The sequence below is a fragment of the Leucobacter komagatae genome (assembly GCF_006716085.1).
Classification (GTDB): Bacteria; Actinomycetota; Actinomycetes; order Actinomycetales; family Microbacteriaceae; genus Leucobacter; species Leucobacter komagatae.
Map to the genome: position 1 here is coordinate 239,045 of NZ_VFON01000002.1, position 11,893 is coordinate 250,937.

Below are 11,893 nucleotides of genomic sequence, written 5' to 3' on the forward strand. Positions count from 1 at the left end.
TGACCGGCGCGAATTCGGCAGGTGCGCCAACCTAAGCACTCGGGTAAGCTTGGTCGGCTATGCACGATTCGAAACCATCGCCCACGCTCTTCGAGCGCACTGGAGTCGCTTACTTCCCCCTCGCGCTCGTCGCTCGCCTCCCCTTCGCGATGATGGTCGTCGGCGTGCTGACGCTCGTTGTGTCGGCGCGCGAGTCGCTGCAGCTTGGCGGCCTCTCCTCCGCCGTCGTGGGTATTGGTTCTGCGATCGTCGGCCCGTTCATCGGAGCGGCGGCCGACCGTTACGGCCAGCGGATCGCCCTGCTCATTGCGGCCGTGACCCACAGTGCCGCACTCGTCGGACTCGCGTTCATCGCGTACTCGGCGGCACCAGACTGGGCGATGCTCGCCGTTGCCTTCGCCGTCGGAGCCACGAGCCCGCAGACCTCGCCGATGTCGCGTTCGCGGCTCGTGCTCATCATTCAAAACTTCTTGCCGACCGAGCGCCGCCCGAAGGTGATGTCGCAGGTGCTCGCGTACGAGTCGGCCGCGGACGAGGTCGTGTTCGTATTCGGCCCCGTCATCGTTGGCGTCTTGGCGACTTTCTTCGGGCCGCGCACCCCGATCCTCGCCGCCGCGGCACTCACGCTGCTCTTCATCATCGCGTTCGCGCTGCACCACACGAGCGCGCCTGCGAAGTCGGCTGCCGAGCGCGCCGAGACCCTGGCGCCGGCGTCTGAGCTTGCCCGCCCGTCGCTGCTCGTCGTCGTCGCCGGGATCACGGGCGTCGGCATGGTGTTCGGCAGCACCCTCACGGCCCTCACCGCGTTCATGCAGGCGCAGGGCCAGCCCGAGGCCGCGGGCCTCTTCTACGGCATCATGGGCATCGGCTCAGCGATTCTCGCGATCTCGGTGTCGCTGTTCTCACCGAAGTTCACGCTCCGCTACCGCTGGCTCGTGTTCGCACTGTTCGTGCTCACCGGCGAGGCGTTCCTCGCGGGAGCGGCCTCGGCCACGCAGATCGCCATCGGCCTCGCGATCACCGGTATCGGGATCGGCCCACTGCTCGTCACCCTCTACAGCCTCGGCACCGCGCGCAGCCCCGAGGGGCGCAGCGCGACCGTGATGACGATGCTCGGCTCCGGCGTCATCCTCGGCCAGTCGCTCTCCTCGGCCGTCGGCGGATCGATCGCCGAGAACGTTGGTGTCTCCGCTGCGCTCGTGCTGCCGCTCTACGCGGCCGTGTTCATCGCGGTTGCGGGGGCACTCAACTGGATCCTCACCCCGTCAGGGACAGGCCGCGACGTCTGATCCCGGTTATGCGCCCGCGCTCCCCGGCGTGGGCTCGGGTGATTCGGGGGTGCCGCGCACCGGCTCGGGCGCGAACTTCGGCCGGGGCAGGTGCCACCCTCGCGCGAACGAGGTGAGGCGCAGCGCGATCGCGGCGGTTCCCCCGACGAGGGATCCGGCGATCACGCCGCCGCCGAGCGCCACGACACCGACCGCGAGCCCCGCGCCGACAAGCGCCGAGACCGCGTACAGCTCTCGGGTAAGTACGCCGGGCACGGTGTTCACGAGCACATCACGGATCACGCCCCCGCCGATCGCGGCGATCGTTCCGACGAGCACTGACGTGATGATGGTCTGCCCGCTCGCGTAGGCGAGAGCGGCGCCGTTCGCGGAAAACAGGCCGAGGCCGAACGCATCGAACACGACCTCGAAGTAGCGGATGCGGGTGAGCCCCGGGTGCACGAAGAACACGACGAGCGAACCAGCAACCGCGACAGCGAGGTTTGGCCAGTGCAGGAACGAGACGGGTGGGTGCACTCCGAGCAGCATGTCGCGCAGGATCCCGCCGCCCGTTCCCGTGGCGGCACCCACGACGATCACGCCGAGGATGTCGAGGTTTCGGCGCACGCCGACGAGCGCGCCCGACAGCGCAAAGGCCAAGATCCCTGCAAGCTGCAGTGCTTCATAGATCACAACGCCGATCACGTCTCTGATCCTAGGCGATGCGCGGGGTGGGCGCGGGCCCGGGGCGCGGGCCCGGGGCGCGGCCCGCTGGCCCGGCGCCCTTTCCTTCCCCTCCCTCTCCCCACCCCCTCAAATAATCTGTTGCGCCCCAATCTCCGGGGATATTTGGCGCGCAACGGTGAATTTGGGGTGGAGGGGATGCCCAGGGCCCGGGTCCGCGCCCCGCGCCTGCCCGCCCCGCGCCCCGCGCCACCCAGCTCGGCCAGCCCACCGAGTCCACCCAGCCCGCGCCACCCAGCCCGGCTTCGCTCGCAGCGTAGGCCGACGCCGACTCTCCCCAGCCGCGGGAGCTCCGAAAGTGGAAGAATAGAAGCCATGCATGCCTCTCTGTCCACGGGTGAAGTCGCAGGCCTCCGCGCCGCGTTTCCCTACTTCGCGGCGATCGATGAGCGGGCCGCGGCAGGCGCGACCCCGCAGTTCGCCCCCGCCTATCTCGACTCGGCAGCAACCTCGCAACGCCCGCTCGCGGTGCTCGACGCCGAGCGGAACTTCCTTGAACACTCGAACGCCGCGGTGCACCGCGGCACGAGCGGCGCTGTCGGCGCGGCCACCGGGGCTTTTGAGGGCGCACGCGCGCTCATCGCCGGGTTTGTTGGCGCGGCGGCCCCCGAGCAGATCGTGTGGGCCGAGAACGCGACCGACGCGCTGAACCTGGTGACGCTCGGCGTTGGCGAAGCGAACGCTGGCAACGGCGTCGCCGGGTCGGAGCGCTATGAGCTCGGGGCCGGCGACGAGATACTCATCACCGAGGCGGAGCACCACGCGAACCTCATCCCGTGGCAGCGTCTCGCGAAGAAGACGGGCGCGACGCTCCGCTTCATCCCGGTGCGCGAGGACGGCACGTGGACCCTCGACGACGCCCGCGAGGCGCTTACCGAGAAGACCAAGTTCTTCGCGTTCGCTCACGTCTCAAACGTCACGGGCTTTGTCGCGCCGGTCGCAGAGCTCGTCGAGCTCGCGCACGCGGTCGGCGCGATCACCGTCGTCGATGCGTGCCAGTCTGTACCGCACATCCCCGTGGACTTCGCTGAGCTCGGCGTCGACTTCGCCGCGTTCTCGGGCCACAAGATGCTTGGGCCGAACGGCATCGGCGTGCTGTACGGCAAGCCCGAGTTGCTTGCCGCGCTCCCCGCGTCGCGCACCGGCGGCTCTGCGATCACGCGGGTCACGATGGAAAGCGCCGACTTCATGCCGCCGCCCCTGCGGTTCGAGGCTGGCACGCAGCCGGTCTCGCAGGTGGTGGGCCTGGGCGCCGCGGCCGAGTTTCTCACCGACCTCGGCATGGACCGGGTCGCCGCGCGCGAGCACGAGCTCGTCGAGCGCCTCGTGGCGGGTATCTCAGAGCTCCCGGGCGTACGGCTCCTCGGCCCGGCCGACACCTCGCAGCGCGTCGCGCTCACCGCGGTCTCGGTCGAGGGTCTGCACGCCCACGACGTCGGCCAGTTCCTCGATGAGCAGGGCGTGCTGGTGCGCGTCGGCCACCACTGCGCGCAGCCGCTACACCGTGCGCTCGGCATGGCCTCGTCGACGCGGGCGAGCGTGCACGCAACAACCACCGAGGACGAGGTGGATCGGTTTATCGACGCCCTCCGCGGCGCACAACAGTACTTTGGATTGGAGGTGTCCGCGTGAGCGCTCTCGACGGACTGTATCAAGAGGTTATTCTCGACCATTCGCGGCGTCCCATCGGTAAGGGCGAGCTCGCCGCCGAGGAGGGGTCGCTGACGGCCACCCATCACGAGTTCAATCCGAGCTGCGGCGATGAGATCGATCTGGCGATCGCGGTGGATCCTGACAGCGGCGAGATTACGTCGCTCGCGTGGGAGGGCCAGGGGTGCTCAATCTCGATGGCCTCGGCGTCGATCCTGTCGCAGATCGTTCGCGACGAGACGCTCGACACCGAGACCGCGCGCGAGCGGATCGCGGCGTTCCGCGAGATGATCCACGGCAAGACCGAGGGCGAACCCGATGAGGAGCTGCTCGGCGACGCGGTCGCGCTGCAGGGCGTCTCGAAGTTTGTGATGCGCGTGAAGTGCGCGATGCTCGCGTGGGTCGCCCTTGAGGCCGACCTCGTGCAGGTCGACGCAAAGAAGTAGCGGCTGCGGCGCGGCTCCCGCGCGGTCCACAATAAGGATCTCCGGGGGCCAACCGCTCCTCCCCTGTGGATAGGGGCACCGGCGTGGCCGCTGGGGCTGAGGATTGGCCCATGCACCGATCCCAAGCGACCCCAGTCCCGTTCTCCTCCCACAACCGCGGCCCTGCGCTGCGCGCGCTCCCGCTGCCTCACGAGCCGGCCGGCCAGGCGACCTCGGAGCCGCCCGCCGCCCCTGATCCCGTCGAGCTCATCCGCTGTGACACAACCGCCGATTTCCTCGCCGCGCTCCCCCGACTCGTCGGGTTCACCGCGCCAGACAGTCTCTTCGTCGTGCTGTTTTCAGGCGCTCGCGCGCACGGCGCGCTGCGCATCGACCTGCCCGATAGCGACGAGGCTGCGGCGCCACTCGACGAGTACGTCACCGAGCTCGTCTCGTACCTGCAGCACACGATGGGACGGACGCTCGCAGGCTCCCCCGCGGTCGTCATCGCGAGCTCGCTCAGCTTCGCCGACGCGGGCGGGTTCCCGTGGCGACAGCTCGCACTGAAGCTCGATCAACGGTTCGCCGCGGAGGGCGTGACGCCCCGCGAACTGTGCTGCGTCGCGCCCGACGGCTGGGCGAGCCTGTACGACACCGCAGCACCCGTGGGCGGGTACCCGATCAGCATGATCGAGCGCAGCGCGGCCGCTACAAGCGAACGGTTCCCAACCCTCACCGAGCTCGGGAAGTTCAGGCGCGTGCCGAGGGCAGAGCGCGCGGCCGTCGAGCGCGCGATCACCGCCGAGCAGAGCAAGCGGGATCACCCGAGTTCTCGTGCCCGAGAGCACGTCGACGCGAGCGTCACCGGTTCACGGGAGCGCAGGTTCGAGCTCGGGCGAAAACGTCTTGAGGCGCTCTTCACGGCTGCCGAGTTGAGTCACGTGGAGGCCGCGGGGCTCGTGTGCGAGCTGTCGACGGACGTGGGCTGGGCGTGCGTTTTTGACGAGCTAAGCGCTGCCGCAGCCGCGGTTCACGCAGGGAACGCCGAGGCGGCAGAGTACCGGCCTGCCATTGCCCGGCTCGTCGCGGCGTCAGAGCGGCTCGCTTTCCTCGCGCCGCTCACTCCGCCGGGCAACCGGCCGGCGGTGATCGCGCTCTCGGCGCTCGCGTGGTGGCTGCGCGGTTTCGAGTCCGTCGCCCGGAGGCACATTGACGAGGCGTTGCGACTTGCGCCCAGCCACTCTGTGGCGTCGCTCGCCCGCGAGGTCATTGATGGTGGGAGCTTCCCAATGACGATGCGTGGAAACCGGTGACCGGGTTTTGTTGGGGTGCGCCACCGTGTTCGACTTCGCTCCGGTGGCCCACTAGATTCGGGTCACACCGACCGAGAGGCTCCCATGTCAACGACGACGTACCCACATCTCTTCACCCCGCTCTCGCTGCCCGGCACAGGCGTGACGCTGCCGAACCGCGCGATCATGGGGTCAATGCATCTCGGGCTAGAGGAGCTTCCGGGCGGGTTCGAACGGCTTGCCGCCTTCTACCGAGAGCGGGCCGAGGGAGGTGCCGCGCTCATCGTGACCGGCGGCATCTCGCCGAACGCGGAGGGCCGCCTCACTGACGGCGGCGCGACGATGTCGACCGCGGCAGACGCCGAGCCGCACCGGCTCATCACGGACGCGGTGCACGGCGCCGGGGGCCGCATCGCTCTGCAGTTGCTGCACGCCGGCAGATACGGGGCGCAGACCGCGTTGGTCGCGCCGAGCCCGCTCCGCGCGCCCATCTCACCGCTCACCCCTCGCGAGCTCTCCGACGCCGACATCGAGCGCACCATCGAAGACTTCGCGCGGGCAGCCGAGCTGGCCAAGTCCGTGGGGTACGACGGCGTCGAGATCATGGGCTCCGAGGGCTACCTCATCAACGAGTTCATCGCGCGCGAAACGAACCAGCGAACCGACCGCTGGGGCGGCGACCTCGAGGGCAGGCTGCGCCTCCCTACAGAGATCGTTCGCCGGGTCCGCGCCGCCGTCGGCCCTGAGTTCATCATCATTTACAGGCTCTCGATGCTCGACCTCGTACCCGGGGGCTCGTCGCTCGCCGAGGTCATCGAACTCGCAGGGCGCGTGGAGACCGCGGGCGCAACCGTCATCAACACGGGCATCGGGTGGCACGAGGCCCGGATCCCGACGATTGCCGCCTCCGTTCCGCGCGGCGCGTTCTCTTGGGTCACTCGCGAGCTGCGCGGCAGTGTCTCGCTCCCGCTCATCGCCACCAACCGGATCAATACGCCGGAGACCGCGGAGCACGTGCTCGCCTCGGGGGATGCCGACCTCGTCTCCATGGCTCGGCCGTTCCTCGCGGACCCCGAGTTCATCGTGAAGTCAGCGGCGGGTACCCCCGAGCGCATCAATACGTGCATCGCCTGCAACCAGGCCTGCCTCGACCACACGTTCTCTGGCAAGCTGACGTCGTGTCTTGTGAACCCGCGGGCCGGTCACGAAACCGAGCTCGTCATCACCCCGACCGATCGGCCCAAGCGGCTCGCAGTTGTTGGGGCGGGCCCCGCCGGCCTCGCGTTCGCCGTCACGGCCGCTGAGCGCGGTCATTCCGTCTCCCTCTATGACACCGCCGATGAGATCGGCGGCCAGCTCAACGTGGCAATGCGCGTGCCGGGCAAGAGCGAGTTCCGCGAGACCATCCGTTACTTCCGCGTCAGGCTTGGTGAGACGGGCGTCGACCTCCGGCTCGGCACGGAGGCAACGGCGACCGCCCTCGCAGCCGAAGGTTTCGACGAGGTGATCGTCGCTGCGGGGGTCACGCCGCGTACCCCAGACATCCCTGGGATTGATCATCCGTCGGTTGTTGGTTACCTCGACGTGCTGCGCGACGGTGCGCAGGTCGGAAGAAAGGTGGCTGTGATCGGAGCGGGCGGCATCGGGTTCGACACCGCCGAGTTCTTGACCGAGCCGGCAGATTCCCCGGGCCTGCACGGCGAGCCCGCAACGACCGGCGAGTTTCTGCACCACTGGGGCGTTGACGCGGCCTACGAGCACCCGGGCGGCCTCACGCAGCCTGCTCCGCTCGAGCCCGCTCGCGAACTCGTCATGCTGCAGCGAAAGGCGGGCAAGCTTGGTAAGGGGCTCGGTAAGACGACCGGGTGGATCCACCGAACCGAGCTCGCCCGTCGGGGCGTGCAGATGGTTGCCGGTGTCGAGTACGAGCGAATTGACGACGCGGGCTTGCACATCTCGGTCGACGGCGAGCGACAGGTACTCGACGTCGACTCGATCGTGGTGTGCGCCGGTCAGGAGTCGCGCAGGTCGCTCGCTGACGAGCTGAGCGCAATCGGCGTGACCGCTCGCCTCATTGGGGGCGCCGACGTGGCTGGCGAGCTCGACGCAAAGCGCGCAATCAATCAGGGAACGCGGCTGGCAGCGGAGGTTTAGACTCCCGCGGCCTCCGGGGCTGCGGCTTCGGGTGCCGCGGCGCTCGGGGCCGTTGGCGCGGGGGCAGACTTGGCGGCGGACGGCTCTTCTGGGGCCTTGACCGCGAACAGCGGCAAGAACACCTGGCAGAGCGGCCCGATGAACACCGCGAACGCGAGCGTGCCGACGCCGACGGTGCCGCCGAGTAGCCACCCGACAACAACCACAAAGACCTCGAGTGCGGTGCGCACCACCCAGATCGGGAGGCGAGTAACTTCGTGCAGGCCGATCATCAGCCCGTCGCGCGGCCCCGAACCGAAGCCAGCGCCGATGTATATCCCGCTCGCGATGCCGACGAGCAGCACGCCGAGCAGCATCACCGCGATGCGGACCCAGAAGATCTCGGGCGAGGGAAACAGGGCCAACCCGACGTCGGCGAACACCCCGATCAGGATCGCGTTGGCGACCGTACCGAAGCCGACGCGCTGACGCAGCGGGATCCAGCACAGCAGCACGATGCCACTCATGATGATGGTGATCGTGCCGAAACTCAGCGGCAGGTGGTGGCTGAGCCCCTGGGTCAGCACGTCCCAGGACGCGGCGCCCAGGTTCGACTTCAGGATGAGCGAGACCCCGATGCCGAAGAGCGCAAGACCACCCGCGAGCTGCAGAATTCTGCGCGGCAGTCGGTCGAGCGATTTCAGAGGGCGCGGTTTACTCACCAAGCTAGTGTAGTCCCCGCGCGGAGCTCCGACACCGGTTGCGCGGACTCCGCTACACGAACGTCGCGCCAGGGCCCGCGAGCACGCCGATCCCTCGCAGCACAGTCTCGGCGACAACTGCGCTCGACGTTGGGTTGGCCTCGGAAACCGCGTTCGTCATCACGAACCTGTACTCCCCCGCGGCACCCGCCGCAGCGATCTCGTGAGTGGTTCGCTCGGCCTGCGGATCCGCGACCAACCGCACCAGCGTCTCACGCCAAAGCCCCGTCGCGTGGGCGAGCGCGCACGCGACGTTCAGCGACCCCGGGTACAGCTCAACGGCTTCCGCAACCGCACCCTCGAACAGGGTGAACGGCTCTGTTGCGGTCTCAAGCCGCCGTACTTGCTCGGCGCTCATCCAGGGCTGCACGAGCGAGGCCGCACCCTTCGTTGAGGTGAGGCTCGCGCTCGTGATCCCGCCTTCGATGCCGCCGGGCCGCGCCGCCGCGGCGAGCAGGTCGAGCCCGCCGATCGCGCCCGTCGCGAGCCGGAGTACACCGGGACCACTCGTGAGGGCCCGGCGGCTCTCCGTGTTCGCGAGCGCGCCGATCGAGACGATGAGCAGATCTCGCCCGGCCGAGACCACCTGAGCGCCGATGCTCTGCGCTGCACTGATCCCCGCGCACTCGACGACGAGGTCACTCTCGCGGATCGCCGCGTCGAGATCATCACCGAAGTCCGTGATGCCCGCGGAGAGCTCCCCGACTGCCTCTGTGAGCGCGTCTGCTCTCCTCGTGACAACGCCCGCAAGTTCTGCGCCGGGCACGTTCCCGGCTGCGAGCTCCTCGATAACGCGGGCACCGATCGCACCGCTGCCGACGACGGCGACCCGCAGCGCGTCCCGCGACACCGGGGCTCCAAGCTCGATCGAACGCAGCGCAGTGAGGATTTCCGCTTCAAGGTCGGTCGTTCCGGCGCCTCGCTCGGCCCACTGCCAGATGCCCGCAAACACCGCCGCGGATCGCGCCGCGGCGACAATCTGCGCGGCAAGTGAGGCCTTCCCTGGGCTGCGCGCGCCTGCGGCGAGCGCGACCGCCAGCGATGCCTGGCGCAGCGCCCGGCCCGTTCCGAGCTCCTCGCGCACGCCCATTGCGTCGGCGTTCGCGATTGCCAATGCGAGGGTGTGAGGGGGCGCGGCACCGACTCTGCCAGCCAGGGCTTTGGCTGAGCCAACGCCTTCCCCGGAGGGTCCCGCCGCCGCGAACTCGGCAAGGTGCTCGTCAAGCGCGTACCAAATGGTCGCCGCCTTGCCGTCAAAGTAGTTGAAGAACGAGGATCGGCTCACGCCCGCCCGTGTCGTAATGTCTGCGACCGTGGTGGTGTCGTATCCCTGCTCGAGAAACAACTCGCTCGCGGCGTCAGCCAGCGTCTCCCGTGACGATGCAGGGGGCCGTCCACGCGATACCGATGCCATGCCTCAACCATAGTCCGCGGCACGGGCTGCCTCCTCTAGGCTCGGCTGGAGCTCCGCCGGTGGCTCCGCTCGCTGGTGCTTGGCTCGGCACTCCGACACACCGTATGGGATCGGTGGTTCGTATGCAGGTTCTAGGACAAATCGGGCAGACCTTCCACCTTTTGCAGGCGGAAGTGCCGAAAGGGCGGGGTGGAGGATAGGGTGCAGGCGGGTGGAGGGGGTGGAGGCCGGCGCGAAGCTTGTCGGAGGGCTCCACTAGGCTTGCACAAGCCAGCGACCACGATCGGAGCCTCGCATGACCCCCACCACACTGCAGGAGTGGGCCGCGGCACGCGCCGATGAGCTGCCCGGCTCGGCACCGGAGCAGCCGTTCGGGCCCGACGCGACGGTCTACAAGGTTCGCGGAAAGATGTTCCTGCTGCTCTCCGAGGGGTCGACCGAACCGTTTGTCACGCTCAAGGCGAAGCCCGCCGACGCGACGACACTGCGCGAAGCGTTCGACGACATCATTCCGGGCTACCACATGAACAAGCGGCACTGGATCTCGCTCCGTGCCGGCGGCGCGCTCGAAGAAGCCCTCGTCCGTGACCTCGTCACCGAGTCGTATCTCCTCGTCGTCGAGTCGCTTCCGCGCGCGCAGCGCCCGGTCGACCCGTCAACATTCGGGCAGCCGGCAGCCGAAAGCTAGAGCACCTGCTGCTTGGCCGCCCAAGCGCGCGGCGACAGCCCCTCGCGCTGAGCGAATACCCGCGCGAACGAGCTTCCCGTGTACCCGAGCGTCGCGGCGACCTCGGAGACCGGCTGCTGGCGCCGCAGGAGTTGCTTGCCGACAGTGATTCGCCATTCAGTGAGGTAGTCGTGGGGCGTGACTCCGACGAGCGCCCGGAAACGCGCCGCGAACGCACTGCGCGACATCGCCGCCTCGCGGGCGAGCCCCTCGATGGTCCATGCCTCGCCTGGTTCGGCGTGGACGGCTCCGAGGGCGCGGGCGATCTGCGGGTCTGCGAGGCCACCGATCATCCCACCGTTGATCCCGTGCTCCCCCGGCCGATCGAGCAGGTGGCGCAGCAGCTTGAGCAGTACGACTTCGAACAGCCGGTCGACGATGTGGCGGTGGCCGCAAGCAACCCCGTCGATCTCGGTCGCGAGCAGGTCAAGTGTCGCATCGAGCCCGGCGACCTCGTTGATTGGAACGCTCACGACGTCGGGGAGCGCCGCGACGAGCGGATGACTAGCGCCACCGTCGAACGCAAGCGTCGCGCAGGCCAGGTCTACTCCCCGGTCTGGCCCCGGAGTGAACGCGTGGTCGTGCGCTCGGGGGTAGAACAGCAGTGTCGGTTCGGTGATCCACCGCGCGTTGCCGGCGCCGTCGTCGACGGCCATCGCGCCGGCGCGCAGGATGTGGAGGAACCCTCGCCCGGGAATCGGCTCGAACCGGCGCTGGTCGCAGAGGTTGCCGTCGAAGAATTGCTGCGCCTGCACGCCGAAGCGGCGAAGCAGCGCGTCTAGGCGGTCGATCGAGCTCATACCCTTAAGTATGGACGATCGGGCAGAACACCGGGCTGATATGGCGCGAAACATCTTCAAGGAGCGATCAGACTGGGGTGAGCCGGTCAACGCGACCGGCGGCCAGACCGAAGGAGCACTCATCATGTCACTCGTCCCACCCCTCACCGCCACCGATGCGGCACCGGCCGCCCAGGCGAACCTCGCAAAGATTGAGAAGGCGTTCGGCACGGTGCCGAACATGTTCGCCGTCGTCGCGAACTCCCCCGCTGCGCTGCAGTCGATGTGGGGCTCGTTCGGCGCGTTCTCGACGGGCGCGCTCGGCGCGGCCCTCACCGAGCAGATCGCCGTCGCCGTTGCAGACACAAACGACTGCAGGTACTGCCTCGCCGCGCACACGGCGCTCGGCTCTCAAGCGGGCCTGAGCGCGGAGGAGCTCGCTACCGCGCAGCGCGCGCGGGCCGCCGACCCCAAGACCGAGGCGCTCCTGCAGTTCGCGCACAGCCTGGTCGAGAACCGTGGCAAGGTCGATCGGGGAGAGATCACGGGCCTTCGCGAGCACGGCTGGACCGACGGCCAGATCGTCGAGACCATCGCCCAGGTCGGTCTGAACCTGTTCACGAACTACATCAACATCGCGCTCGACGTGCCCGTCGACTTCCCCGAGGTGCCGTTCCAGCGCTAACCTGCGCGGCTGCAT

General features: G+C 68.8%; 11 protein-coding genes. 7 read left to right on the top strand and 4 right to left on the bottom strand.

What is annotated here, in order from left to right; translation table 11 throughout:
* The first annotated feature begins 59 nt into the window (after positions 1–59).
* Positions 60–1,289, top strand: coding sequence for an MFS transporter (locus FB468_RS15980; protein WP_141888738.1), 1,230 nt, complete (start codon positions 60–62; stop codon positions 1,287–1,289).
* Positions 1,290–1,295: 6 nt separating this feature from the next.
* On the opposite strand, the gene FB468_RS15985 is transcribed toward FB468_RS15980, so the two are convergent.
* Positions 1,296–1,973, bottom strand: a complete 678-nt coding sequence (locus FB468_RS15985) for a trimeric intracellular cation channel family protein (RefSeq protein WP_211359199.1) — start codon at positions 1,971–1,973, stop codon at positions 1,296–1,298.
* Positions 1,974–2,327: 354 nt separating this feature from the next.
* Between FB468_RS15985 and FB468_RS15990 the strand changes: the two genes are divergently transcribed.
* The 4 genes from FB468_RS15990 (at position 2,328) to FB468_RS16005 (ending at position 7,533) form a co-directional block, all read left to right on the top strand.
* Positions 2,328–3,644: an aminotransferase class V-fold PLP-dependent enzyme gene (locus tag FB468_RS15990; protein ID WP_141888740.1), complete on the top strand. Its 1,317-nt coding sequence runs from the start codon at positions 2,328–2,330 to the stop codon at positions 3,642–3,644.
* Positions 3,641–4,108: a Fe-S cluster assembly sulfur transfer protein SufU gene (gene sufU / locus FB468_RS15995; RefSeq protein WP_141888742.1), complete on the top strand. Its 468-nt coding sequence runs from the start codon at positions 3,641–3,643 to the stop codon at positions 4,106–4,108. Before FB468_RS15990 ends, sufU begins: the two co-directional genes overlap by 4 nt.
* Positions 4,109–4,218: 110 nt before the next feature.
* Positions 4,219–5,400 carry a DUF4192 family protein gene (locus tag FB468_RS16000; protein WP_141888744.1) on the top strand — a complete coding sequence of 394 codons (1,182 nt, stop codon included), beginning with the start codon at positions 4,219–4,221 and terminating at the stop codon, positions 5,398–5,400.
* Positions 5,401–5,484: 84 nt separating this feature from the next.
* The gene (locus FB468_RS16005) at positions 5,485–7,533 is read left to right on the top strand and encodes an NADPH-dependent 2,4-dienoyl-CoA reductase (RefSeq protein ID WP_141888746.1); all 2,049 of its coding nucleotides are present in this window, start codon (positions 5,485–5,487) and stop codon (positions 7,531–7,533) included.
* Here FB468_RS16005 and yczE read toward each other — a convergent pair.
* The gene (gene yczE / locus FB468_RS16010; RefSeq protein WP_246056010.1) at positions 7,530–8,234 is read right to left on the bottom strand and encodes a membrane protein YczE; all 705 of its coding nucleotides are present in this window, start codon (positions 8,232–8,234) and stop codon (positions 7,530–7,532) included. The genes FB468_RS16005 and yczE overlap by 4 nt on opposite strands.
* A 52-nt stretch (positions 8,235–8,286) precedes the next feature.
* The gene (locus FB468_RS16015) at positions 8,287–9,687 is read right to left on the bottom strand and encodes an aspartate dehydrogenase domain-containing protein (RefSeq protein ID WP_141888748.1); all 1,401 of its coding nucleotides are present in this window, start codon (positions 9,685–9,687) and stop codon (positions 8,287–8,289) included.
* A 295-nt stretch (positions 9,688–9,982) separates the two neighbouring features.
* Here FB468_RS16015 and FB468_RS16020 point away from each other — a divergent pair, with 295 nt between their 5' ends.
* Positions 9,983–10,375 (top strand): MmcQ/YjbR family DNA-binding protein, encoded by a 393-nt coding sequence (locus FB468_RS16020; protein ID WP_141888750.1) that lies wholly within the window; start codon positions 9,983–9,985, stop codon positions 10,373–10,375.
* Here FB468_RS16020 and FB468_RS16025 read toward each other — a convergent pair.
* Positions 10,372–11,214, bottom strand: coding sequence for a helix-turn-helix transcriptional regulator (locus tag FB468_RS16025; protein ID WP_141888752.1), 843 nt, complete (start codon positions 11,212–11,214; stop codon positions 10,372–10,374). The two genes, FB468_RS16020 and FB468_RS16025, sit on opposite strands and share 4 nt — an antisense overlap.
* 10 nt (positions 11,215–11,224) lie before the next feature.
* Between FB468_RS16025 and FB468_RS16030 the strand changes: the two genes are divergently transcribed.
* Positions 11,225–11,878 (top strand): carboxymuconolactone decarboxylase family protein, encoded by a 654-nt coding sequence (locus FB468_RS16030; protein ID WP_211359200.1) that lies wholly within the window; start codon positions 11,225–11,227, stop codon positions 11,876–11,878.
* The last annotated feature ends 15 nt before the right edge of the window (positions 11,879–11,893 follow it).

Bases quoted from the DNA above. Each gene is read 5' to 3' on its own strand.
- FB468_RS16015 (WP_141888748.1), bottom strand. From the start codon at position 9,687: ATGGCATCGGTATCGCGTGGACGGCCCCCTGCATCGTCACGGGAGACG.
- FB468_RS16000 (WP_141888744.1), top strand. From the start codon at position 4,219: ATGCACCGATCCCAAGCGACCCCAGTCCCGTTCTCCTCCCACAACCGC.
- FB468_RS16025 (WP_141888752.1), bottom strand. From the start codon at position 11,214: ATGAGCTCGATCGACCGCCTAGACGCGCTGCTTCGCCGCTTCGGCGTG.
- FB468_RS16030 (WP_211359200.1), top strand. From the start codon at position 11,225: ATGGACGATCGGGCAGAACACCGGGCTGATATGGCGCGAAACATCTTC.
- FB468_RS15980 (WP_141888738.1), top strand. From the start codon at position 60: ATGCACGATTCGAAACCATCGCCCACGCTCTTCGAGCGCACTGGAGTC.
- FB468_RS16020 (WP_141888750.1), top strand. From the start codon at position 9,983: ATGACCCCCACCACACTGCAGGAGTGGGCCGCGGCACGCGCCGATGAG.
- FB468_RS15990 (WP_141888740.1), top strand. From the start codon at position 2,328: ATGCATGCCTCTCTGTCCACGGGTGAAGTCGCAGGCCTCCGCGCCGCG.
- FB468_RS16005 (WP_141888746.1), top strand. From the start codon at position 5,485: ATGTCAACGACGACGTACCCACATCTCTTCACCCCGCTCTCGCTGCCC.